At 39.5% G+C, this 26,867-nt stretch carries 16 protein-coding genes; 6 read left to right on the plus strand and 10 right to left on the minus strand.

Annotation, left to right across the window (positions count from 1 at the left end; translation table 11 throughout):
* Nucleotides 1–999: 999 nt before the first annotated feature.
* From MTBBW1_RS07775 to pilM, 7 genes are all read right to left on the minus strand, one after another.
* Nucleotides 1,000–6,690, minus strand: coding sequence for an Ig-like domain-containing protein (locus MTBBW1_RS07775; protein ID WP_080801600.1), 5,691 nt, complete (start codon nt 6,688–6,690; stop codon nt 1,000–1,002).
* A 324-nt stretch (nt 6,691–7,014) separates the two neighbouring features.
* Nucleotides 7,015–10,131, minus strand: coding sequence for an Ig-like domain-containing protein (locus MTBBW1_RS07780; protein ID WP_080801601.1), 3,117 nt, complete (start codon nt 10,129–10,131; stop codon nt 7,015–7,017).
* Nucleotides 10,132–10,170: 39 nt separating this feature from the next.
* A complete protein-coding gene (locus MTBBW1_RS07785; RefSeq protein WP_186441155.1) occupies nt 10,171–12,783 on the minus strand; it encodes a type IV pilus secretin PilQ in 2,613 nt (870 codons plus the stop codon).
* Between the two features lie 57 nt (nt 12,784–12,840).
* Nucleotides 12,841–13,704 (minus strand): pilus assembly protein PilP, encoded by an 864-nt coding sequence (locus tag MTBBW1_RS07790; RefSeq protein ID WP_080801608.1) that lies wholly within the window; start codon nt 13,702–13,704, stop codon nt 12,841–12,843.
* A complete protein-coding gene (locus MTBBW1_RS07795; protein ID WP_080801611.1) occupies nt 13,701–14,375 on the minus strand; it encodes a type IV pilus inner membrane component PilO in 675 nt (224 codons plus the stop codon). The genes MTBBW1_RS07790 and MTBBW1_RS07795 overlap by 4 nt, the downstream gene beginning before the upstream one ends.
* 366 nt (nt 14,376–14,741) lie before the next feature.
* Nucleotides 14,742–15,305, minus strand: coding sequence for a PilN domain-containing protein (locus tag MTBBW1_RS07800; protein ID WP_080801614.1), 564 nt, complete (start codon nt 15,303–15,305; stop codon nt 14,742–14,744).
* Nucleotides 15,302–16,360, minus strand: a complete 1,059-nt coding sequence (gene pilM / locus MTBBW1_RS07805) for a type IV pilus assembly protein PilM (protein WP_080801619.1) — start codon at nt 16,358–16,360, stop codon at nt 15,302–15,304. Before pilM ends, MTBBW1_RS07800 begins: the two co-directional genes overlap by 4 nt.
* 727 nt (nt 16,361–17,087) lie before the next feature.
* Between pilM and MTBBW1_RS07810 the strand changes: the two genes are divergently transcribed.
* Both MTBBW1_RS07810 and MTBBW1_RS07815 read left to right on the plus strand, forming a co-directional pair.
* Nucleotides 17,088–18,524, plus strand: coding sequence for a two-component system sensor histidine kinase NtrB (locus MTBBW1_RS07810; RefSeq protein WP_080801622.1), 1,437 nt, complete (start codon nt 17,088–17,090; stop codon nt 18,522–18,524).
* Nucleotides 18,521–19,885, plus strand: coding sequence for a sigma-54-dependent transcriptional regulator (locus MTBBW1_RS07815; RefSeq protein ID WP_080801625.1), 1,365 nt, complete (start codon nt 18,521–18,523; stop codon nt 19,883–19,885). Before MTBBW1_RS07810 ends, MTBBW1_RS07815 begins: the two co-directional genes overlap by 4 nt.
* A 466-nt stretch (nt 19,886–20,351) precedes the next feature.
* Here MTBBW1_RS07815 and MTBBW1_RS07820 read toward each other — a convergent pair whose 3' ends face one another.
* Entirely contained in the window at nt 20,352–21,044 is a 693-nt protein-coding gene (locus tag MTBBW1_RS07820) for a tetratricopeptide repeat protein (protein ID WP_080801628.1), read from the minus strand.
* Between the two features lie 28 nt (nt 21,045–21,072).
* On the minus strand, nt 21,073–21,573 hold the full coding sequence (locus tag MTBBW1_RS07825; RefSeq protein ID WP_245809297.1) for an SH3 domain-containing protein: 501 nt from the start codon (nt 21,571–21,573) through the stop codon (nt 21,073–21,075).
* A 509-nt stretch (nt 21,574–22,082) separates the two neighbouring features.
* Between MTBBW1_RS07825 and MTBBW1_RS28255 the strand changes: the two genes are divergently transcribed.
* Nucleotides 22,083–22,226: a hypothetical protein gene (locus tag MTBBW1_RS28255; RefSeq protein ID WP_186441156.1), complete on the plus strand. Its 144-nt coding sequence runs from the start codon at nt 22,083–22,085 to the stop codon at nt 22,224–22,226.
* A gap of 430 nt (nt 22,227–22,656) precedes the next feature.
* Nucleotides 22,657–23,925 carry a tRNA dihydrouridine synthase gene (locus MTBBW1_RS07830; RefSeq protein ID WP_080801636.1) on the plus strand — a complete coding sequence of 423 codons (1,269 nt, stop codon included), beginning with the start codon at nt 22,657–22,659 and terminating at the stop codon, nt 23,923–23,925.
* Between the two features lie 116 nt (nt 23,926–24,041).
* Here MTBBW1_RS07830 and MTBBW1_RS07835 read toward each other — a convergent pair whose 3' ends face one another.
* Complete coding sequence (locus tag MTBBW1_RS07835; protein WP_080802063.1) at nt 24,042–24,884, minus strand: amidohydrolase family protein; 843 nt, start codon at nt 24,882–24,884, stop codon at nt 24,042–24,044.
* 141 nt (nt 24,885–25,025) lie between these two features.
* On the opposite strand from MTBBW1_RS07835, the gene MTBBW1_RS07840 reads away from it, so the two are divergent.
* Together MTBBW1_RS07840 and ccsA are read left to right on the plus strand one after the other, a co-directional pair.
* Nucleotides 25,026–25,754: a precorrin-2 dehydrogenase/sirohydrochlorin ferrochelatase family protein gene (locus tag MTBBW1_RS07840; RefSeq protein ID WP_080801640.1), complete on the plus strand. Its 729-nt coding sequence runs from the start codon at nt 25,026–25,028 to the stop codon at nt 25,752–25,754.
* Between the two features lie 439 nt (nt 25,755–26,193).
* Nucleotides 26,194–26,586, plus strand: coding sequence for a cytochrome c biogenesis protein CcsA (gene ccsA / locus MTBBW1_RS29445; protein WP_245809298.1), 393 nt, complete (start codon nt 26,194–26,196; stop codon nt 26,584–26,586).
* The last annotated feature ends 281 nt before the right edge of the window (nt 26,587–26,867 follow it).

The raw sequence follows: 26,867 nt of genomic DNA on the forward strand, positions 1-26,867 counted from the left end.
AATCAATATACTGCTCAATATCAGTTAAAGACCCTTGTTTGAGTATATACTACTTTAAATCAAGCAAAATAGGATCAAAGTGGTGGCGGGAGTGCACCGAGGAGCAGCTAACCGTGACAAAACAGTTGTGGAAAAAATCCGTTACCAAATTATTTCTGTTGAAAAAGAGGAATAAAAATTTACAGATGAAAAAAAAATCGATTCGGCTGGACAACAATTATAACAAATCGTGACCTGGAGAAGCTTTCTTTTCATGATGCTATTTTGTCATATCGAAATGAAACCGGGTAGAACGTATTTTCAGCAGGCTAAAAGGCCGGCTCAACATAGCTCCATTGTTTGTCAAAAAGGATGACCAGATTTAAGAAATGACATACCTACTTACCCTATGTGTCAGGGTTATAGCTCTTATAGAATTTGTTGTTAAGCGCTCATTAAAAGAAAAAATGCGGAACTTTCTGATATGCATCCTGAAACCCCTAGAAAACCACAACAAAGCCTTCTGCAGAGAGAATCAATACTGAACGCATTTTCTAAAATTAATCTTACTCTTACAAATAATACAGCAGACAATATTGCAATTAGTTCATTCAAACTGTTGTCGTGCTGCCAAAGAAAATTCTTCATAAAGTAAAAGTAAGATACTTTTATTTTTAATCGACTAAAAAATTATAAACACTTTATTATAAAGACTTTCATGCATCTTTGTGATGCCCTTACAAAGATGAAGTTTTTTGTGAAATGATCGAATGGAGATTAACAACTTGTGAAATCCGGCTTTTTAATAGAGCATCAAAATTCACAATAACATTTTTGGGCATTTATAATCATTTCGACCATATTTTGGGTAGGGGCGGATATGGAATCCGCCCTTATAGTTTGGATCAACCGATGATCAATGCCATTTTTTTGACGGCTAAAGAAAATGCAGATAGCCATCCATAATCTGACCTTTCTTATATACACACATAAAAAACAAATACATACTAAATGGAATATCTATTGAATAATAATTTTCAATGGAAATGTTGTGTTGCCTAATGCATCTGAAACACTCACATAATCATAGTATATAGTTCCAGAAACAGAACCGACATCATTAAACTGATAGTTGTATGCCCTATAATCAGGATCTCCATCTCCATCAGTATCAGGACCCTCCGATCCAGGAACCACAGAGACAATGCCAACTATTGGGATAAAAGTATCGTCAGATGCAGCACTGCCAAACGAAGGCAATCTAAAAGATACATTTCCCCCTGAAGGACAGTGCAACACATACGGGTAAGCCGAATCAGGCAGATAGCCCGCCTCTGCCTCTGCCTTTTCAGCAGGCAATGTAAAGCGCATAATCGATTTTGTTTCAGTTCCAAAGACCATGGTTGTTGCAATAATCCTTACATAAATCCACATTGCGCTCGATTTGAGATAGACAAGATCAAATTCCGCCAATCCGCCAGAATCAGTTGTTAATATAGTAGGAATATTTCCTGCAGCAGAATTGGGAGGTGTCAATATGGAATCACTATTAGTATCTTCCCCAGGGTCAAGAAAAGTGTTTTCATTTTCATCCTCATTATAAAATGTCCCTGTAAAATAAGGTACATAATGATCACTAACTCTGTCATTATAATCGTACCAGACTCCTGTATTGTAAAATTCAGGCCATAGATTAAGAGAAACCTTTGCTCCTGGAACAGGATTTCCGTTCAAATCAGAAACAAGCACTGACATATATAATGAGTATGTAGTGGGATTTAATATCTGAATTGAATCACCTGCCCCACGTCCTATGACTACCGAACCTGAAGTGCCACCTATTACAATAGTAGTTGAGTGAAGAAGTGCGGTTATGACCACATCAGCACCAGCTCCTTCTGCAAAAACATCATTATCCGAATCCAATGTAAGAGTATTTGCAGTAACATTTTCTACAAAAAAATAACCATCATTGTAAATAGAGCCTTGAACCTTAATCTGTTGATTATTTTGAAATCCGTCTGCAAGGAAAGATCCACTTGATCTTTGAATAATATTAGGCTCGACAAAAGAAATATTTGTCATGTTGCCAGTAGTTCCCGAATCAGCCACCCTTGCATTAATTGTAACACCTTCTGCATCAGATCCAAGAGACCCTGCCGTAAAAGTGGTTTTTGCCTCTCCTGCTTCATTGGTATATACAATGACAGGAGAAACCCTTTCTCCGCTTCCGGTAGAATCCGTAATTGAAAAGACAACAGGAACACCTGCAACTGCCTGATTTCCTGTGTCTCCACTGGTTTTTACATAAGCAGTGAGTTCAGCCACAGATTCATTATCCCCAACAGTTGGTGCTATAACAGAAGTATTGGACTGTAACAGTATTGTGGCTGCATCGTAATCAGGCCTTGTAAATACTATTAATACACGATCAACAGTGTCAGGATTATCATTATCAGAGACCTCAACAGTAGCAAGACCAGCAAGATCTGAAGTAAGCTGAACAGAAACATAGCCTTCAACAACATTTTTTACTAACACCTGCAAATCACCACCATCCAGTCCACCTATGGATGTAGCAAATTTTACCTGAGATTGATTGGGTGCCCGAACCAAAACAGTAACACTTTCGTCTGTTGACCAGCTTGTCAAATCTTCTGATGGCGTTACTATTCCAAAGGAATCTGCAAGGACAGCAATAGAATAGGTTTTGGTAGCAATTACCCCAACCCCCTCAACTATAATTTGAGCGGAACCTGCCCTTTCACCTTGTACAGTTAATTTTAACTGACCATTTATATCCGTTGTATATGGCCCCAAAGGAGTCCATGTAACTGAACCAGTCTGGCTTGGAGGAAGTGTTATGGAAAGAGATGCATCATAAATAGGATTTCCTCCAGCATCTTTTACAGTAATCGTTAACTCTGAACTATTTGATTCATCAGCATCCGTAGTTTCATCGTCCAATATCAAATCTGTACCATTATCAGCAAGAGATATTGTGGAGCCAACGACCTGAACAGGAATCGTTCTGGGATCAAGCTGGGAAACATCCGCTGTAACAGTAACTATTCGGTTTGATTTATCAAACGTTCCGGAGGAAAATGTGACTGCGGCCTCACCATTCTCATCGGTTTCAACAAGGGAAGAACTCAACTGCCCCCCATCTGCAGTAAAAGAGACAGGAATTCCCTCCATTACAGCATAGTCGGCATCAAGAACAGTTGCAGTAATCGTGGTACTGTCTGAATTATCCGTTTTGACAGAAATTTGAGATAGAGCAAGGGTTAGATATGCCGGGGTCTGATTGTCGGAAGAGCCACCGGTGAAAACAACCGTAGTCGCCTGGGTAATGCCGTTAGAGGTACAGACAACCCTTGCAGTGCCGGCTTCCGTACCTGATATCAAGGCCACGGAGACAACACCGGTATCATCTACAGTAGCAACATTAGTAGATGAAAGAGAACCAAGGGTCGTCGTCAACGTCATAGAAGTTCCCTGTAACACCGGTTGACCTGTACTGTCTGTCAAGGTAACCGTGATTGTCGAGGAACTTTGGCCATCAGCAGGAATAGATGTAGGGGATGCTGAAAGGCTTATTGACGTCGTGGAGCCAATGCCGGTATCTGAACCTGTAAAAAATACTGTGGTCAATTGACTTACATTGTTGGACGTACATGAAATATCAGCACTTCCAGATGCAGTAGAGGAAATCAGCGAAACATACAGTACTCCCGAATCATCTAAAGTTGAAAGGGTATATGATGTGGATCCGTTTAAAAATATACCACTACTTGTTCTAAAGGTTGCCTCGGTTCCATTTGGCATCACCTTTCCTGTACTGTCATAAAGTGTTGCCTTAATTATCAGTGAACTCTTTCCATCAGCAGGAATCTGTTCGGGAGATGCGGAAAGCTCTATATAAGCTGTCTCACTCTCCTGATAGTCTCCTTCAAAAATAATTAGAATTGTCTGGGTTGCACCACTTGAATTGGCAACGATTCTTGCATAACCTGCCGATGTTGCAGATATCAAGGGTACTGTAATTCTACCAGCCTCTCCTGATGTTGTGAGGGTAATGGTTTTGGTTCCATTGGAAAATTTACCGGCACTTGTTGTAAAGGTTATGGAAGTACCTGAAGGTACCGGATTTCCGGCAGTATCTTTAATCTCTGCTGTTATGGATGTAGAGCTTGAACCATCAGCCGGAATTGACTCCGGATCAGCGGAAAGAGTTACAGTTCCTATTATTGTGTCCACATCAGTGCTTTCAAAGGCAACATTAGTTAATTGAAATATGCCATCTGAATAACACCAGACTTCAACTGTGCCTGCTGTTGTTGAAGAGATAAGAGCTGCATAGACCTTTCCTGAATCATCTGTTGTTGCTGCTGCAAATTCAAGAAGGCCATTTGAGAACTTTCCGCTTGATGCATAAAAAATAACTTCTGTTCCCTGAGGTACAGGTGTATTTGCACTGGTAAGAAGCTCTGCCGAAACCATCAATGAACTTTTGCCATCTGCCGGAATTGATGCAGGCGCAGCAGACAAGTTTATGAAGGCAGTATTATCTTCAACTGCAGTACCGTCAGCATTTACTTCTGTAAATACAATCTGAAGAGACTGAACAAGCCCACCTGATGAACAGGTAATAGTTGTCCTGCCGGTCTTTCCAATCTCTGAAACAAGAGCAAGTTTTACAGTACCACCTGCTGGCATGCTTCCGTTGAATTTCCTTGTTGCATTTGGGAAAAAGCCCCTAACAATACCCTGATCATCCGGCAGAATCTCAAATTTGACAGGGGTTCCGGCAGCTACAAATTTTCCGGCACTGTCTGTAAGGGTTGCAGTCAATATTATGGAACTTGTGCCATTAGCAGGAATGGTATTGCTCTCTGATTCAAAAAGTATTGAAGCTGTTGTGCTTCCTGTTCCATCTCCATAGAACTCAACAGGGGTTTCAAGTTCAACAGTTCCATAGCTTGCTGTTACCATGCATCTTCCTGGTTCAAAAGGTGCAACCAAATCTACTTTAGCCACTCCTTTAATAGAAGCAGGCTTCTCTTCAGTTTCTTCAGCAGTTTCCTCAGCAGTATTCACAATATTAGTTTGAAGAAAACCACAGGTTGTCTGGAATTCTATAGGTTCTCCACCAATTGCCATTCCATCACTGTCGCTTAAACGAACACTTATGGTAGAAACGGTTTTACCATCTGCCAAAACATATGCAGGTTGAGCCATAATATTGCTTAGAGTAATATTATTGAATTTCAGGGTCAATGTATCATTGACATCACTATCGCCTGAAACACTTGCCGTAAGTGTATATTCAACATCCCTTGAAGCTGAAACAGTAAATTTGGCCGTACCATTTTTTGTTTCAGCAGTAAAATCATTTAGCTTTAAAGTAGTATTGGTGACACTATCCTTGCTTGATACCAAATTTATTACAGTACCGTCCTCAACGGAATTATTATTCTTATCTGTTACCATGACATTAATTTGATATTCCCTATTTATATATAGAAGATCATTTTCAGGGTCTTCTACCAATTCACGAATATCAATTTTTGCAGGTGCGCCAGCAGTTTGTTCAATTAGAAAAGTATCATAATCATTTCCAAAAGATGCTATAATTGTGAATTCACCTTTTTTTTCACTGCTTTTATACGAAAGTTGTGCTTTACCATCCTCATCAGTAGTAATGGTTTTTAAAACTTTAGGCGTATTGGTAGTATCCGAAGTTGTTGTATCTGAGGTTGTATCAGAGCCTTTGTCTTGTATAGTTATTGTCCAGGATGCTTGATCTCCACCATTAATTTCTAAAAAATAATCCGATGAAACATCAAAAGTTTCGATACTTTTTTCACCTTCAACAGGATCATATGTCCAATAAATAAGATCTTTATCTTGCGTCTCCATATTAACAAGATAGACATCAAGATAAAGTTCTCCCTTATAAGTATAAACAAATTCTTTGATACCACTTGTAATTTCAAAAACCTGGGTTGTATCCTGTCCATTACCTGTAAAGGTTTTACTATAACTTGTAGTAATATCAGAACCAGTATCTGAATCTGTCGCAGTCAAATCTCCTTCAATAACACTAAATATAACTGGAGCACCATAAACAGGGTCTCCATCCTCATCAAGAACAAGTGCAGTTATGGTTGCAGTAGATTCCTCATCTGCTGCAATCTTTACAGAATCTTCCTCATTAAGGATTTTAACACCTGCATTTTCTCCACCACCCTGGGACATCGTAATGTAGTACCTGTCTCGTCTAAAATTATCCGTATTTGGACAATGCACTACAATATAATAGGTACCGGAACCTGGAATATTTATATCTCTTATATAAGGTGGAGTTTGATCTTCAAAATCAACATAAAAGTCAGAAATTACTGTATTTGCCCCATTTCTTAATTCAATGTATAAAGCCTGATTTTTTACTACCGAGCCATCAGGAAATTCATAATAGGCTGTCAAACTGACAAGACCTGAACCAGGTATTTTTACTGAATACCAGTCATAATCAAGAGCATGCCACATGCTGCCCACAATCTTGTCTCCAAAAGTAACCGATGTGGCAGTCTCTTTGGTTTCATTTGGTTCGCTCTCATATTTTGATGCACTGTACACATTTGCCCCTGACAGTGCGACAGCAAATAATATCAGGCAATAAAAGAATACCCTTAACGGTTGTTTCATAATTTCCCCCTAATGCAACACAGTAGTTTTCGAATCAACACAAATATAAATTATGTAAAAATAAAAATTTAATTTTTATAACTCAAAATCGACACATATAAGCTCCTGAGCCTTGTCAATCATGTCTGATTCAGGAACTGCAAAAAACATACCCTTAAATTGAGGTGTTTTTTTGCAATATGCATAAGAACATTAGCAAACTGGGCTTTAATCCCTCTTTTTCAGTAAAATAGAAGAAAGACCAAGCCCAGTTCAGCACTACATTAAATATTCACAATGTTGATGGTTTGAGAATCTCAACAGAGACAAAGAAGATAACTTAATTTAGAAATTAATTGTCTCAGTAACCTCAACTCCACCTCCTGAACAACCAGCCTCTCTATCTTCTCCTTCACCATCATTGCACTGCAGCATATATGTAATTGTAATGGTATCACCTGACCCTACAAGAAGCCTGTAATTATAGGGATTATTGGTATAACCATTTCCGGGATCCCTGAATGTGCCTGTGTAGGTATATGTGTCTGGGTATTCAATATCTATCCATGTGTAGTCCTCACTTGCCGCTTCACTGTGATACTCAACCTTGAAAGTTGAGCCGGCAATTGGTGGATTTCCATTGATATCGTGAAGGTATATACTTAGGAAAACAAGCTCCTCATACTGGATATATTTGTACTCTATAAATGTCAGACCTGAAAAAAGTACCGGTATTCTTGCCATGATAAGGTTTGACAATCCATCACTGCTATCTTCCCATAAAGGTTGACCATTTGTAAGGCCTGTCACTGCCCTGTTTAACGCAATGCCGTCTCCACCAACATAGAGCTCGGACGTAAGATCTGTGTTATCAATGGCAATTGCATAAAGGGCATCGCCGGAAAGTCCTTCATTGGCCTCAGACCATGAGGTTGAGGGAACCATTGTGAAATCAGAGCTAACTGGATAAGAAAAAACCTTGCCCGTATTGCCACTGCCTGAAGAGTACCAAGCCACAGAATAAAGGGTATGATTATATCTGTCCAGCAGGATATCCTTTATATTGGTACCTTTTTCCATGCCGTCGGCATACTGTTTCCAGGTCACGCCGCTGTCTTCACTTACCCAGACAGCACCATTTTGGGTGCCTGCATAGATTATATCAGAACCTGTAGATGGATGATAAAGTTCAAGGCAGGTGATATAATCGCCTGTAAACCTGCCGGTTGAGTTCCATGTTTTGCCGCCATTAAGGCTTTTGTAAAGACCTGTAGCTGTTGCAGCATAAAGATGAGCAATGCTTCCATTTGTCCCGGGAACCTTGACAATATCCCAAACTGTCCATCCATGACCTACCTTGTTTGCATCAACAGTGATTTTTATTACATCTCCATCCTGAAATGAAGAACCCCTCTCATCAATGGTAAAGACAATCTCATCATTATCAGATCTAAAGACCTGGCCTGTCTGGGCAATGCCGGACTGCATTCCTGATACGCTTCCTGAAACTGTCCAGTATGCCGGACGTGCTTCATAGGTCTGGAAAGTAAAGATGTCCCCATGACTAAATGGTATCTCGCCTTCTGAAATCCTGAAACCAATTTCCCCATTATCGGAAGTATAGCCAACACCTGTATCAGCGACGTTAGCCTGTTGACCAGAAATGGTTCCTTTTACCTGCCAATAGGAGTTCTGGACAGTATCAAATTCAATTACATCACCAACAAGAAAAGGAATCTGTCCCGCAATAATTTCAAAACTAATTCTTTCGGAGCTATAGGGAGTATTGAGTTCAGCATCTTTCTGGCGGCCAACAACTGAGCTTTCCACAGTAAAAATTGCCGCAGACTCACCTAAAAGAGGAACAGCTTCTGTATCCACATAGATACAGGTTAAAGTCCAGTGTTCCAATGTGGCACTTTCAAAGGCTTCAATATCAACAACGGTACCTTTACCCTCTTCTGATTCAATATTTAGAGATTCTATGCCCTGAAGGATATATTTTACAGTCCAGGTTTCAGTTTTAGTTGTAGATGAAGTTCTAAAACCTCCGATTCGTCCATCTGTATCAGGATTTGATGAAATCAGCTCTGGTGCAGGAGCATAGGGGTTATCATCAATGGTTACAGGATCAAGATCAGTAAAAATTGATTGGGCATTAACAGTGGCAGTTGGTACAAAGCATGTGAGTGTCCATATTTCCGATTTTGCGCTGTAACCTACAATTATACCATCTTCATCAATATTGCCCCTGCCTGAAGGAGTTGAAACATCTGCAGTTCCGCCGGAGGGCTGAAAATTCTCTCCATCAGTCGAATATAAAATCCCCTGCCCTTCTGTTCCCATCCAGACATAATCGCTTCTATTATCATCACAAAGCACTGTAAGAACAGCAGTATTTGTACTGTAAAGGCCGTTCCACTCTTCAACATCATTACTGTTCCAGTTCATGCCGCCGTCAAGGGAACGAAAAAGATTACCCTGACCAAGATATCCTGTGCCAACATAAACAGTGTTATGATCATCAGGATCAATGGCAATGGCGCTATTACCTTTTATATAAGGGTCAATCCAGTTCTGTCCGGATCTAGGATTCAGGGTTGAACGGCTGACATTTTCCCAGTGGCGCCCGCTATCAGTTGATTTATAGACACCGCCTCCATTTGTTCCTGCATACATTATGTGTGTATCATATAGAGGAGTCACTGCAATTGAAGTAACATGTGTGGTTGCCCCGCCATCTGTTTCCGCTGTTACGGAAACCATTCCCTGGGCTGGGGTGGGATTTGGAGATGTATAGAGAGTACTTGAAGCTGTCCCAGGACCATACATGGTGGTGTCATCAATCATACCTGCTGTCACTGCAACATCGGGATCAAAAAAGCCTCCGGTATTGTAGGTTTTAAACGCTACAGGAATTCCATCTTCAACAGCATTTCCGTACTCATCACCAAGATGGGCATTGACAGTATCCTGAAGTCCTGCAAGCCAAAGGCCTGAGATATTATGATACTGTACAGAGAGGCCAAACTCTTCTCCAACCGGAAGACCTGTATTGTCATGGTGCAGAAAATCAATTCTGATTGATTGTGTAACACCACTGGATGAGCATGTAATTTCTGCAATACCAGGAGAAGTTGAAGCAATCAAAGAGACAGTAACGCTTCCTGACTCATCAAGTGTAGATACCTGATATGTCTGGGAACCATTTTTAAATCGTCCATTGGTGGTCTTAAAAAGAACATCAGTATATGACCTCACCGGAGTACCAGAGACATCGGTTACAGATGCCGTAATGGAAACGGAACTTGCACCATCAGCACTTATGGCAACAGAGTCAGAAGAAAGATTTATGGATGCCGTATCATCAAGGCCTCCGGAAGATCCACAACCTGCGATCAAAAAAAATGTTCCACAAAATAATGTTACCAAAGCCACAAATACCGTATGCTTCAATTTCATTCAAAACCTCCGGAAATATAAAATTTTCTTCAGTGAAAACTAAAAGAGATTATCCTTTTGAGCAAGCTCAATGATCGTAGGAGTAATAAAAATAAGCAACTCATTCCTTACGCTGCTCTCTGAATCAGTTCTGAAAAGATGACCAAGATAGGGGATATCTGACAAAAACGGAAAAGCAGTTCTGCCTTCCAGTATGGAATTTTTAACAACACCACCTATTACTATTGTTTCTCCATTATTAACCAGAAGTTCTGTCTCTGCTTCATTGGTTGATATGGTGGGAACTCCATCTGCTGCCATACCAACAAGGTCATTTTTAGTAATTTTGATCTTCATGTTTATCCGCTTATCTGGTGTTACACTTGGTTCAACCTCAAGCATCAAGTCTATCTTTTTAAACGATGTCGTGACTGTTGAATTTCCTCCCGAACCGGATACAGTATCATAAGGAACCTCAATACCCTGATTTATTTTTGCCTGTTTATTATCAAGGGTCATTATTTTGGGAGAAGAGATAATCTTGGAACTTCCTTTAGTTTCAGAGGCCGTAAGCCTTGCATCCAGAAGGAATGGGGTTCCGGCAAGGCGGCTGAAGGTGTAACCTATGCTTGAACTTGATGCAGCAGGGTAGTTGAATGCAGCATCAAACCCATATAAGCCTCCAAGATCATCACGATAAACATTTTGGCTCTCTCCACCCCATGCCACGCCAATCTCCTTTGCAAAGTCACGACTTGCCTCAACAACCTTTGCAGAAATCAGAACCTGGGGAGTAACCTTGTCAAGTTTAAAAATCAAATCCTTTGCCATATCGAGACTATTCTGTACATCAGTCATGATAATCAGCCGACTTCTCTTATCTACACTTATCTTGCCTCTTTCTGTCTTTATCTCCTCAAGGTGAGGTTTTATGTCTGTGTCGGGATCAGCATAGTTAACACGCAGGTATGCTGTTACCAGGGGTTCCAGTTCTTTCTGTTGCTCCAGCTCCTTTTTACGAGCTTCAAGCCTCGCCTGCTTCTGGGCTGCCTCTTTTTGCAATGTCTCCTGGGTGGCAATCCTGATAATTGATCCCTCTTTTACTTTACCAAGGCCATTCATTTTTAGCACAAGATCAAGAATCTGATCCCACGGTACAGGCTTGTCAAGTGTCAGGGTGACATTCCCTGTGACATCCTTGTCTATGGCAAAATTATCGCCACTTACTGTTCGAAGTATTCTGAAAACATTTTTTATATCGGTCTCATAAAAATCAAGGCTTATCTTTTCTCCAGTATAGACAGGAGTTTCATCGTAAAGAGTATCTGCTGTGACAGGAACTGCCTCAATGGGCATATTTTCATTTTCATAATTGTACTCAATCTCATTTTCTGGAAATTCAACACTGCCCGCAGATGCTGCAAAGTTAACCTCATCAGAAGATGCATTTGGCTGTGAAGCAACAGAAGGCATAGAAGAAGAAAAAGATAAATTATCTGAATCATATTTTAAAGGGGCAGAAGATGAGGCTTTTTGAGGATTAACAGGCTGTTGATATGGAATTGAAATCGATGAAGGCTGGCCGTTTGCAACACTACCATGGTTCAGCGGTGGCTCAAGAAAAAGCTTAATCATGCTTCCTTGCTGCTCGACATGATATGGAACTCTTTCTCTTAACTGAAAAACAATTCGTGATGGTTCTGAAGCATCAAGTCTGTTAACAGGAAGCATTTCATTAACAGCAGAATCAAAATGTGTTGTTACAAGACGCATCTGGCTCTCTTCTGGAATATCAGTATTAAAAAGATTAAGCTGAAGCTCCATTTGATTCAATCTGCTGTTTTTAATTTTGTACCTTACCGGAGATGATGTCTGAACAACAATGGAAGTTTTGCCATCAGCACTGCTTTGAAAGTCAATTTTTTTCAGCTTTGCCGTTGCCTGAAAGTCAGTAGCTTCAAAAATTTCCTCTTGTGATAAAGGCTCAGTATTTTTTTCAATTGAAGCAGCAGATGAGAGATTTTTTGCCCCGTTAGAAGAGGTCTCTGCATTAACAGCAATTTGATGCTCATCTTCAGCAACATCTGAAGAAAAAATATCATTACTTAAAGCTCTATCTTCCTGAGAAGAAGATGCGTCACCCGCAAAAAGAGTATCAGAGCCAATGTCAGCCTTATCAGATCCAGATTGTTGCAATAAGGGATTTTCATCTATGTTATTTAAAGTAGTACTTTGAGAATCTATATCCTGAGAAGAGACAGTGGATTGTCCTGATTTTTTATAAAAAACAAGTCTTAGGAGATCACCTTCTTCCTCAACACGATAATCAAGATCACTCTTTAAGAGGATATTGACGCCTGCTGTCTGTTTTTCATCATCAACATAGGATGGTAAAATTGAAGCAATTGCAGCCTCTGGGGGAATCACAGGTGGAGTTAAATTTTCAGAAAGGGAAGTTGAATGGAGATAAACCATTACCCCAAGAGGAAAATCCTGCTTGACAGAAGAGTATTTCATCTCAGCATTTCCCTTAAGCAGAACATCCACTGAATCAGGGTGGCTTTCAAAGGAGAGGCTTTCAAGCACTCTTTGCCCGGAACTGTTCCCTGAATGCAGGGAATTCCCTTGCCAGGCAGGAGAGAGACATCCTGAGAAACACAAAACAAATAACAAACCACTCATCCATCGACAGGCCGCTTTAAATTCAATAAAAAATAAATGAGACATATATCAACCCTTATCATCCAGCTTGTTGAGTTTCATTTCCTGGAAACGATCAATAACGTTTCCTTTATAATCCTTTACCTGCTCCTGTATGACTACTTTATCCCTTTCAATTCTCACAACCTGACCGGAGTTTCGACCAATGTAGGTTCCTATATTTACAAGGTATCCCTTGCCACTGCTCTCCTCAACCATTGCAACGTCACCTGAAGCCTTGCTGATAACAGCCACAAGCTTTATCTGACTGAAATCAAGCTTTTCAAGGGGAGTTAAAATCCTTCTGGGTACCTCTTCCTCAATATCAACCTTCTCTTCGGCAACAGCCGGAGTATCTTTAAGAAGTGGTTCAAAAGGATCTATCTTTCCTTCACCTGAATAATATTTGCCATCCTCACCGATTTCTATAAGACTCTGGTATGTAATATCTCCCAAACCAGAATCTGATGGTGAGTCTAAATAATTTCCTTCAAGGTCAACATCTATAGTATCTGTCAGCGGATTTTTCAACGGAATGTCGGTCAAAGCAAGATCATTTTTCTGATCATCTACAGATGCGACCTTAACCGCACTTTCATCTTCTATGCCTCCATCAACTGCTGTGCCGCCAGATGCCAATAGGTCTGAATCGCTAATTTCCTTTTTAACATTTCCAGATACCTGATGCACATCCGTGGATTCTGCCGGGGTAGATTCAGAGTCGGTCTCCTCTGATTCGATATTTTTAAGATCGCCAGCAGGAGGAATCTTAATTGATACAACCTCCTGTACCACCTGTTCTGGGATTTCTTTTCTCTGTTCACAGGCAGTTAGATATATTGCTAAAAAAGTTGAGACAATAGATAACAACACTTTATTTCTGAAATTTATCATTTACCCCGCCTTCTTTTGTCTTTTGTAGGCTTTGGCTGCTCTGCTTCCGCATCCTTTTGTTCTATAAATGTATATGTTACAGCCGTACATGATACTTCAAGAGCTTCATCTCCCGCCTTAGCATAGCTCATAACAATATCTCTTATATTTACAAGCCGCGACAATTGCGAAACCCTGTCAAAAAACTCTGCAAGCTGATGGTACCCTCCTTCTACTTTAATTGAGACAGGGACTTCTGCGTAAAAATCTTTTTTCACTACAGCTTCGGGCTTAAATAAAACAAATTCAAGCCCAGCATCATTACCTGACTTTGAAACTGCTGTCAAAAGAGAATTTATCTCTTTTTTATCAGGAAGAGCAAGAAGGGCAGTATGAAAGTCATCCTCTTTTTCTTTAAGCTCTGTCTCAACCTTTTCAAGTTTAGCTGCTTTAATTTTGTACGTTGATAGCTGAGAGTTCAATGAAGCATACTCATTTTCAAGGCTGACAATTTTTTCAAGACGGGGGGCAAGGAAAAAATAGTAAAAGCCACCTCCCATGACAGCCAGGGTTGCAACACATATAAGCAGTCGCTGTTTCCTGGACAACTTTCCCACTTTTTCAAAAAAAGGGGCTGTCTTTTCCTTGAATTGACTGACGATTGACTTAACTTGCTTTTTTTCTTTGCTCATTTTATATCATCCGGCTGTTGCATTGTCAGTAACAAATCACATACAAACTCTCTTAAAACAATCTATAATTTTAAGTAGTTAGACTAATATTTCTTCCGGTTAAACCTTAGTGGATAATGGAAAAAATTTAAGTCCACCGACTTATAAGCTCTTAAAAAGAGTCAGAAGCCTGATTGTAAGCATCTACAACGCTCTAAATTTTTTTTGGGCACCATTGAAAATTTTCAAATCAATCTCTCAAGCAAATGCAAACTTTTTGATATAACGTACATGGCGGATTACCGCCACAATCGAAGGGATGAAAGTCGTTTTTAAAACAGGCTGTTACGGAGACTTTCATATAAAACTACAAATCAAAAAAGTTCATCACTTTTTAGGTGCAACATTTGACTTTGCGCAAACAAGCTCAAATTCCCTGACCTTGGCATCTTTAATGCTTTTTAACTGAATTGTTTTCAAATCAACTCCTTCAGAATTAAACAACTCAGAACTTTTCACATTTGTCATAAAATCAGCCACGGTCTGCTGATCAAAAGCAACTCCTTTTAATGTTACTGAGTTGCCTGCTGACTTAAGGTAGGTTATCCACATCCTCTCTGGAATAACAAGCTGTGTAAGGTTATCCATAAGCACCACAGGTTCTTTTCGAATGTTATTGAGAGAATCGATGGCATCAAGTTTCTGCTGAAGGAGAGCAAGCTCTTTCTCAATTTTAGTAACCCTGTCTGCTTTTGCCTTATATATTGATATCTCCTGCTTTACACTTGCAATCTTACTTTCATGCTCTTTGATCTTATCATCATAATGGAGAATCACATACCAAAAAACAAATAACAATAAAAGAGCCATCAAAGAAAAAATTGAGACCTGCCTTCGAATATTTTCTTTTGCTCGGGCTGCCCTGAAGGGGAGTAAATTGATTCTTATCATTTGTCGTCAACCCTCCTTAATGCCAGTCCAAGAGCAATTGATGCAAATGGCACTGCCCGCTGAATAAAAGCGTCAGAAAAATCCTTAGGATTAACCTTTATCACATCAAATGGATTCAATATTGAAACAGGAATTCCAAGATCAGTGGAGAGTTTTTCAGTAAAACCATCCATCAGTGAACCGCCACCACCAAGGTAAATGTTCTGAACATTACCATGTACTGATTTGGCCTGAAATGTTTTAACAACATTCTGGATTTCCACACTCCATCTCTGGGAAAAACCTTCGGAGATCTCTTTTAAATCAGCAGCACTCATTGATGCAGTATCAATTTTTGACATAATTCTTTCTGCTTCCTCAAGGGTACACTCCTGTTCGGAAGAGATCATCTCCCTTACCTGACCGATTCCTGAAGAAGAGTCTCTCATCATCAGAGAGTTAAATCCTTTGACTATATTCATGGTTGTCTTGGTGACTCCCACATCAATGATCATGTCAAGGGTGTCAGTTTTTTTCCTGCAGAAAACCTCATAAATATTCTGAAATGCAAAGCTGTCAACATCAATAATGCTTGGATTCAGGCCGGCAAGATCAATCAGATCAATGTATTCTGCCACAAGGTCTTTTTTGGCAGCAACAAGAAGGACATTCATTTGATCTGCAGCAACATCACTATCATCCATGATCTGAAAATCAATATTCATATCATCAATATCATATGGAATGTACTGTTCAGCCTCAAAGCGTATTGAATCCACAAGAGCACTTTCAGAAACAGCGGGAACGGTAATAGTTTTAACAACAACCGACGAGCCACCTGTGGCTATAGCAACATTCTTTGTCTTTATTTTATGGGTTTTAAAAAGGTTTTTTATGATCCCGGCCAGTTGTTCAATCTCAATAATCTCGCCATCTTCAATCAGGCCAGGCGGTATGGGAGTCATTCCGAACTTAACCAGAGAAATATCCTTGCCGCTTGTTTTGAGTTCTGCCACCTTAATCACAGATGAACCGATGTCCAGTCCCACAAGGTGACCTTTTTTGCTGAGTAACATAGCTATTTACGATACCTTCCTTTTAACAGAGATTTTAAGGAGTCGCCAGTAATAAGCCCTCTAAAAATGGCACCACATATTGATGAATCTTCAAATTCAATTTTTTCAAAGCATAAAAGCTCGAATTATTAACACAAAACCTACAGATATGGGGCTATTTACCATACCATCAAGTATTATGTACAATCAAAAGATAGACGGAGATAGCTGCGATGCAGTCACACCCAAAGATGAAAATCTGTATCCTTTTCCAAATAAACGGTCATGGTCGACATTCAGCCACCCACGGATATGGAAATTTGTATCTATTTTCGGCATGCTTCATTTTCCAGTTTACACTTTCCTGAGAGAAAGCTCTGAGTGGTGGGGATCTCTCACAAAAAAGTGTAAAGTACTGTTGGGTTCATATGAAGGATGCCCTATTTTCACGGTAAACGGTCATGACTGCCATCCAGCCACCCCCGAATATGGAAATTTGTATCCATTTCCACGGTAAAAAAACATTCTGCATTTTCATTGCCATGCAAACCCGTTATAACTATACTGACAGCATGCTTATATAAGTACTGTTATCGTCATCAAGTCAAGTATTTTAATACAATTAAGCAAAAAAAATTCACTTTGACAGACTGTTTAATACAACCCCATTGCAAATACCTCTTTCACAATGGCCGTTATATAAAAAAATTAATATATTACAACAAAAACACAAATGGAATACAAAAGTATGACAAATCAATCAATTGGGGAAAAAAAACCCTTTAGATTTGTAAAATTTTTTACATTTTCAAGTTTAATAGTAATGTTTGCAGCAACCATTGTAATGTCTGCAATGAATGCTCACTGGGTCAAAAGCATTTTACAGCAAAAAAGTGAAGAGTATGCACATCTGTTAGTTGAAAATCTCAATCATCAGGTATTTTTGCAGTTTATAATACCAACAGTCCTGAAATACGGTAAAATCAAATTAAGGGAACAGCAGCAATATGAAAGAATGGAGCGTGTTGTAAGAACCACCCTTCACAGCTTTAATGTTGAGATGGTAAATATTTACGACATGAAAAACACAATTTCATACAGCTTTGATAAAGATAAAATCGGAAGCAAAGACGAAAACAGCAAGGGATATGCCCAGGCGATTCAAAACGTGTCAACAAGCAGGCTGATTCAAAAAGGAAACCCTTTTGAGATCCTTATGGGTTTTCCACACACAACAAAAATCGCTACGTTCGCTCCACTCAGAGCAGAAAAGCCACTTTCTTCTATCTCCGGACCTGTTCTTGGTGTAGTGGAGATAGTTCAAGACATTTCTGAAGATTACCTTAAAATATTCCAACTGCAACTTCTGACCATCATTACATGTTTTCTTGTTATGGGAATTCTGTTCGCTATTCTTATTTTTGTGGTACGACAGGGTGAACGCATTATTGAAGCAAGGGCAGAGGAGAGACTCAAACTTGAAGAGAAACTCCAGCAGGCAGAACATCTTTCTGCAATTGGAGAGATGACAGCCGGCGTTTCACATGAAATACGCAACCCCCTTGGGATTATCAAAAGCTCTGCAGAACTTCTCAAAAAGAAAATGGGGCGTCTGAATCAACCCACAAACATTGTTGACATAATAGTAGAAGAGTCTGTCCGTTTAAATAACATCATCACCGATTTCCTTGACTTTGCAAAACCAATGAATCTTGTGCTAAAACCCTGTAGTATTGAAGCTATAATTGACAAAAACACCCACTATATATCCCAACAGCTTAATGACAACAATATCATCATAAAAAAGATAATAACAGATGAAATTCCAGAAATTATGTTGGACCCTGAAAAAATATATCAGGCATTCCTGAATATTATGCTAAATTCATGCCAGGCAATGCAAAACGGCGGAACAATAACTGTATCTGTTTATTTAAAAAAAACTGACCAACACACGTTTGTAACAATTATTTTTGAAGACAATGGTTCAGGTATTCCCGAAGAAACCATAAAAAAAATATGGAATCCATTTTTTACAACCAAGGAAAAAGGTACAGGTCTTGGACTTGGTATTGTCAAAAACATCATTGAGTCGCACCATGGAGAGATTCAAATTTCCAGCAGTAAGAATGCCGGTGCAAAAGTAGAAATCACGCTACCATCCAGGGAGATGCAACAGACATGAAAACCATCCTCATTGTTGATGATGAAAAAAACTACCCAAGAATCCTGGCAGAGGTGATCAAAGAAGAAGGTTTCCTAGCCATAACTGCCTCAAGCGCCCTTGAGGCAATAGAAACATTCAGGTCAGAAAGCGTGGATCTTATCCTTACAGATGTAATGATGCCGGGTATGAACGGCATTGAACTTATGGAGGAGATCAAAAAAGAGAGCCCTGACCTTCCGGTGCTTGTAATGACAGCCCACGGCAGCGTTGAAAAAGCAGTAGAGGCAATGCAGAAAGGTGCATACACCTATATACTGAAACCATTTGACAACGACACCCTTATAGCACATATCGGCAAAGCCATCTCCATACATGACATTGTAAAAGAGAACTGCATTCTTCGGGAAGCCATTACATCTCAATATAATTTTTGCAATATTATCGGAAAAAGCCAGCCAATGCAAGAGCTATACAGCATAATAAGAAAAGCTGCTCCAACCAATGCAACCATTCTTATTGAAGGAGAAAGCGGAACAGGAAAAGAGCTTGTTGCAAAATCCATCCACTACAACAGCCTTAGGAAAAATGAGCCTTTAATATCCGTCAATTGCACAGCACTTTCAGAAAGCCTTCTTGAAAGCGAGCTTTTTGGACACGAAAAGGGGGCATTTACAGGAGCTGTTTCTTTGAAAAAAGGAAGATTTGAAATTGCCCATAACGGAAGCCTTTTCCTTGATGAAGTAGGAGAACTTCCCATGAGCATGCAGGTAAAACTATTGAGAGTTCTCCAGGAGAAGACCATTGAGAGAGTCGGAGGTACAACACCTGTCAAGGTTGATTTCCGTTTAATTGCGGCCACCAATCGTAACCTTGAAGATGAGGTAAAGAGGGGTAATTTCCGAGAAGATCTTTATTACAGGTTAAATGTGGTAAGAACAGTTATGCCGCCTTTAAGGGAAAGGCAGGAGGATATTCCCCTTCTCATCAACCACTTTATAGAAAAATATGCTGGGGAAATAGACGGAAAAAGCAACCATAAAGAGATAAGTCCGGATGCAGCACGCCTTCTATTTGATTATCCGTGGCCTGGAAATGTCAGGGAGCTTGAAAATGTAATTGAAAGAAGTGTCATTCTATCCACAGGGAGCCAAATTATGCCCTCTGACCTTCCCCTTAAAATGAGAAAACATAACGTAAACCAGCTTCAGTTAGATGGGATTCCCGATAACGCAGGGCTTTATGAAACACTTGCAGCGGTTGAAAAACGCATGATTCAGAGGGCAATGTCCATGTCGGATAATGTGCAGACAAAAGCTGCTGAAATACTCGGAATAGGCAAAAGCGGATTAAACCAGAAATTGAAAAAATATGGACTTTAGACGTCCTTCATATCTACCTATAGATTTCCAGATAAATAACTTTCTTGTAAGGTCAAGGAGCGCCGTACTCCTAACATTCATACCGGGAAATATATTAATCTGGAATGCTATATAACGGCCATGGCAGACACACCTGCCACAAAGAAGCATGAAAGTCCTTAGAACCTTAAAAGACGGGGACTTTCTTATAAATTTTCAAAGTCGATACCTATGATATTGCAACCCTTGTCAACACTGTCTGAATCAGGATTCCCAAGATTAACAAAGATAAGGCAGGATTATCTATCCTGAACATCCTATCCATCCTGGTTATCCTGGTTCAGACAACTGCAATAACTTCTGAAAAAGCAATAAAATGTCGATTTTGAGTATAGTAGTATTTTACACTTCCCTAATTGAGATTTCCAAACAAGCAAGATGGTGTTTCGGAAAATGTAAACGTAAAAATGGAGGATGCAGTAAAAGCCTATATATCCGCAGAGTCTGTGGATGCCACAATGGTCTCTGCCATCTCCTTATACATGGATTGCTCTTCCCCTGCAATTTTTTTCATGAACTCAACACCCTTTGATTGTTCCCCACTATTTATGGCAATCATGCCAAGATGAAAAAGAGCATCTTCTTTCATTAATGATGATTCCTGTTCTGCAAGAGCAGCAAAATATTTTTCTGCATCAGCGCTTTTTTTCTGAGCCTGGCAAGTATGTCCAAGACCCAGCAAAATAACATCATGAACAGTACCTTTACTGAAATCCTCAAGGGCAGTTTTATAAAGATCAAATGCCTTGTCATACAGCCCTGCATTATAGCAGATATCTGCAAAAATAACCCTTCCAATCCTGCCGGAAGATGTATTGGGATACTCATCAAGAAGCATCATGAAATTTTCACTTACAGCATCATACCCTTCTGAAGGTTCAACTGCTTCATAACTCTCAATGGAACTTGCCAGAAGTTCAGATGCCTTTATATCTGAAGAGTGTATTGAGTAGAGAGTTACAGATGCAACACATATGATTGATGCCACAATAGCAGAGGCTATTAGCAGTTGCTTTTTATAGTTTTTCATAACATCCATCCCCCTATATAATGACTCAAGGAAGGGGTCAGGCTGTTCAAGTTCTTTTCTACGATCTTTTGATATTTGTACTTTATTCATTTAACTGTTCCTTAAAACTATCCATCGTTCACCAGACAAGGGAGTCATAAATCCAGCCGACATCCCCGTCTCCATGCTCAATATTAAGCCATCTGCCTTTTTTTTCAAGAACTTTGAAAGGTACTCCCCTCTCCACAGTAAAGGCAACATCATAATCAGTACCAGGTCCTTTTCGGACATTACAGTTATCCTTAATACTTATTACAGAATTGGTCTTGTCCGCCAGAGATGAGTGTATCCATGCAACATCATTTTCAAAATCCTTAAATTTAATCCATCCAGACTTTTTTTCCAGCACCAAAATGGGATGGTACTTTTCGACCTGCCAAAGGACATCATTGTCAAGTGCCGGCCCTGATCTCACATTGGCAAGCTTTGATGTTACAGAGAGGCGTTCTTCACAAAATGCTGGGGTCTGAAAAAAAATAAATGCAAGCAAAAGCAACCCAAGGATTTTTAAAAAGTGCACCCTGAAGAATATGCCTGACAGTTCACATTTACCTTCACATCCTGATCTGTTTAAATTCACAAAGCACATTCTTCCTATATTCCTCCTTGTTAAAACATTTGTTAATGGTTTATGCGAAAGCCCCTGTGTTTTAGGGTTCTTTAGGACTTTCATCTCTTCAATTGTGGCGGTCATTAACCATGCACACTACATAAAAAAAGTATCTATAAGCTCTTGTTTTTATGAAGACTTTCATACCCTCAATGATGAGGGGCATCCGCCATGTACGTTATTGAGACATCAAGGATTTGAGATATCACGGCTAATGTTGAAATATCACTATTTCCACCCCATCAAGTCAATTTTATGATAACCTATTACAGACAGAAAACAATGTCAATAAAAGCAATATAGCCAAAGCATATGAAAGCTCTGTGGCAATCCCCAAAATATACATTTTCATTTTACCAGGAATCTGATAAAAATCCTGAAATCTTTGGCATCTTTCATATCAAACTAAAAGTAGTTTACACTTTTTTGAAAATTTTGAACCATGTTAAGGAATTTAAGGATTAACATGATAAACGGACATGGCTGCGACTCAGCCACCCCCGAATATGAAAATTTGTATCCATTTTCACGGTAAAAAACTCAAAGTTGACTACTATGATCTTGTAAGCCTTGTTGACTACTATGATCTTGTAAAAGCCTTGTTGACTACTATGATCTTGTAAAAGCCTTGTTGACTACTATGATCTTGTAAAAGCCTTGTTGACTACTATGATCTTGTAAAAGCCTTGTTGACTACTATGATCTTGTAAAAGCCTTGTTGACTACTATGATCTTTTAAGCATTGTCAACACTGTCTGAATCAGGATTCCCAAGATTAACAAGATAAGGCAGGATTATCTATCCTGAGCATCCTATACATCCTGGTTATCCTGGTTCAGACAACTGCAATAACTTCTGAAAAAGCAATAAGATATCGTTTTTGAGTAAACGGGCATGATTGCGTATCAATCACCCCCAAATATAAAAATGATAGTCATTTCCACGGTAAAAAATCAGGCAAATCCCTTAATCTATAAAATCATGGTTAAAAAAAGCATAACCCTACAAATGAAACATGCCAAAAAAAGTAAACTTTTTTAAGAGGCAGAAATAATGGATTCAAGAGCAATACAAGACACCCACCCAAAAAGATTTTCATATATTGAAAAACAGAACTCATATATTGAAAAAAAGAATACAGATCCAAAAAACTTTCCAGATACTAAAAAAAATATTGATTATTCAAACCAAGCCTGTGATGCCAATACAAAACTACATAATAGCATCATCATAGGCGGTAAACACGTTAACAACAGAATGTTTCTTGCCCCCATGGCAGGACTTGGCCATGTGGCATTCAGGGAGCTTTTGGCAGAATTCGGAGGTTTCGGGCTCCTTTTTACCGGTATGTGCAGTGCAAAGGCAGTTCCAACCGAAAATCCTGACCACTCCACTGTTTTTAAATGGAGAGAAGAGGAGCTTCCATGGCTTGTCTGTCAATTATTTGGTTCAGAACCCAAAAGCATGGTCAATGCTGCAAAAAGAATCCAGAGGGAAGGTTTTTTTGGAGTTGATCTCAATTTTGGATGCTGTGCAGCAGCAATATGCAAAAAAGGCAGCGGAGCAGCCCTGCTCAGAAACCAGACACTATCAATGGAAATAGTATCCAGAGTCAGGGATGCAGTTTCAATTCCGCTTTTTGTAAAATTCAGGACAGGTTGGGAAAACAACCCTGACCAGTCAGCCCAAATGGCTGCAATGTTCCAGAAAAGTGGAGCAGATGCACTTGTGTTTCACCCTCGTGTTGCCCCTGACAGAAGAGCACGCCCCCCGAAATGGGAGCACATAAAATATATCAAGAATGCTGTTTCCATACCTGTATTTGGGAACGGAAATATTTTTGATGAAAATGATTGTAAAAAAATGCTGCACATAAGCGGATGCGATGGCGTATCAATTGGCAGAATGGCTGTTGCAAAACCATGGATATTTGCACATCTAAACCTTCATAGCCGGACTCCGGCTCTCTCTGACCATGAAAATGATATGACTGTTTTCAAGACAAACAATAATATAGCAATTTCTCACCAACCTGAAAATTTCACAGCTTTTCAAGCCCCCAACATAGACAGCCCCAATATTTACCACTACACGCTATCAAGATTTATTACACTGCTTCTGAAACATCATGATGAAAAAACATCTATCAAATTTTTTAAAAAGTTTGTACCTTATTTTGCAGCAGGATTTAAATTTGGCCACAAACTCTCTCAAAAATTGCTTAAATGTGAGAATACTGACGAGATTCGTCAAAATATTGACTCTCTTTTTATTCCCCTTCCAGAAACAATTTCAAGACCCAACCTTAACCTTTTTTCGTGATACTGGATTGATAGTCTTGCAAAATGTCGAAAAGGGCAAAAACAATATAAATAATTTCAGCTATCCACAACTGAAACAATCCTGCAATCGGACTTTTTTTACAGTTTCATCATGAATCACAAATCCATAAGCAAACATGCATTTTCCCCAAGAATTTTCCGCTTGTTCTCCTTTGACACATTAGACTCATTCAAATCTTTATAGTATCTTGAGGGTTTAAGAAGAGGATAGTCACTTCCGAACAGCACCTTGTCAATCACACCTGCCTCATATGCCACCCTGTAGATTGAAGATCTGTAAAGAAAAGGTGATGCTGCTGTATCGTACCATACATTTTTAAGCACATCGCCTGCCTCTTTTTTAAGAAGATTATAAAACAGAATCCCCCCTCCCCAATGCGCAAGAACTATTCTGTTGTCAGGAAAAGTTGCTGCAAGTTTATAAATCTGCTCCAAAGTATTAGGTGTCTTACCAGGATATATGTGACCAACAGGCTCATTGGTATGTATCATAACCGGAAGGTTTCCTGCCCCAAAACATACCTCCATCACAGGTGCAAGCTTTAAGAGAGCCTCATCGTCAATACCTGAAAGATAAAAGGCAAGCTCTCCAACACCGCACAGCCCGCCTGCAATGCAGCGCTCCACCTCATATGGTGCTCCAGACCACTCCATGTCAAAACAGGCAAAACCCTTAAGGCGGCCTGGAAATTTTGCAACTGACGCCATTATATAATCATTGTTTCTCTTAGCAGTCTCTCCGTTTTTCCATGGAAATCCAAATACCATGGAAAACGCAACTTCATTTTCATCCATTGTGCTGATAAGCTCATCAACCCCCGATATTCTGGCATTGGGTGAACTGTAAAGCATTTTAAAAGCTGGTTCATTGTCAAAAAAATTTTCCCGATCCTTTTTTATCTTGTCAGGAAAAATGTGTGTGTGAAAATCTACAATCATAATTGAATCTCCGGAAAACAAATAAAACATTGAAAAAATCCAATTTTTTATTTTATAATATATGATTTTGTTAAACAAGAAGATTGTCATATATTTTTTGGAACACTTCATTCTCAAGTTTTAAATTTATCCAGGCCAAATATGAAATATTATCCTGTTCTGCTTGACATCAACATGAAAAACTGCCTTGTAGTGGGTGGGGGAAAAGTAGGGGCAAGAAAAGCTGCCACACTTGCAGAAGCAGGTGGAGTTGTGACAGTTGTAAGTCCTGACTTCTCAAACTCATTTTACAGACATCCGCTTAACAGCTATGGCAACATAAAAAAAATTGAAAGAAGCTATCAAACCTCGGATTTAGATACAATGTTCCTTGTGATTTGTGCCACAAATCATGAAAGCACCAACATCAAAGTTACTGCTGATGCAAATACAAAAGGTATCCTTTGCAATATTGCTGACAATCCTGAATCAAGTCACTTTATCCTCCCTGCCATAATAAACAGAGGAGATCTTATGATAACAGTATCAACATCCGGCAGCAGTCCAGCTTTTGCCAAAAAGATCAAAAATGAACTGGAACAAAAATTTGGAAAAGAGTACGAATTTTTTCTGGATTTGATGGGATTAATAAGAAAAAGGCTTTTGAATTTTTCAAAAACAAAAGAGGGCATGCAATCTGAGCTTACCCAGAAACAGCATGCAGCAATTTTCAGAAAGCTTGTAAATTCCGATATTCTGAACAGAATTGCTGAGAATGATGAATCTGCTGTTTACACTATTCTTAAAGAGATATTAAATGGGTTTCCAGAGGAAATATACCTTAATCCTGACTCTGGAAACATATTTTCATTTTCGGAGGATTGCTCATGACACTGGAACAAAGCACCACACTGCTCTTTTCCGGAGCAACTTTACTGTATGCTGCTTCAATGACAGCATATCTGTTATTTTTTTTAAAACAACAGAACAAACTGGAGAGCCATGCGTATATTATGCTATGCATTGGTTCACTGCTTCACTTTATGGCAATTGCCTCCACTGCTTTCAGCATGGGAACCCTGCCTTCCCACAATCTTCAACAGACCCTTTACACAGCATCCCTTGCTCTGTCATGGGTTTTTATTCTTCTTAAACAAAAATTTAACCTGAAAATATTAGGGCTTTTTGCTTCTCCTTTGATACTTTTAATGATGATATGGGCTATGCTTCTGCCTGACACACCACCTGCCCAGGAATCATTTTTAAAGGGATTCTGGCTTGTTGCTCACATAGTATTGATTTTTGCAGGAGAGGCAGCCCTTGCCCTTGCATGTGGTGCAGGGATTCTATACCTTGTACAGGAAAAAGCCATAAAAGAAAAAAGAGGGGCTTTTTTTACAAGAGGCTTCCTTCCCTTGATCTTCTTGACAACACAAGCTACACAAGCGTTATTACAGGATTTACAATGCTTACAATGGGTCTTATCACAGGACTTATCTATGCAAAAACAGTATGGGGAACATTCTGGCGCTGGGATCCCAAGGAGATATGGTCAGCGGTCACATGGCTTGTCTATGCAGCACTGCTCCACGGACGCCTTACATCCGGATGGAGAGGGAAAAAATCTGCAATGATGACAATTATTGGCTTTGCTGTTATGCTTTTCACTTTTTTTGGTGTCAACATGCTCATTGGCGGCCATCATCAGAATTTTACAAGGTAATTTTTACCGTGGAAATAGATACATTGTTTCCATAGTCGGGGGTGGCCGGACTCCGGTCATGACGGTTTACCGTGAAAACGGATACAAATTTTCATATTCGGGGGTGGCTGAGTCACAGCCATGTCCGATTACATGCTTAATTTACCAGTTTACACTTTTCTGAGAGAAAGATGTTAGTGGTGGGAATCTCTCACAACAAAGTGTAAAGTACTTTTGGGTTCATATGAAGGATGCCGTAATTTTTTATTGAATCGACACCTGTAACCTCTTGAGCATACAAA

The sequence above is a fragment of the Desulfamplus magnetovallimortis genome, from assembly GCF_900170035.1.
Taxonomy (GTDB): Bacteria; Desulfobacterota; Desulfobacteria; order Desulfobacterales; family Desulfobacteraceae; genus Desulfamplus; species Desulfamplus magnetovallimortis.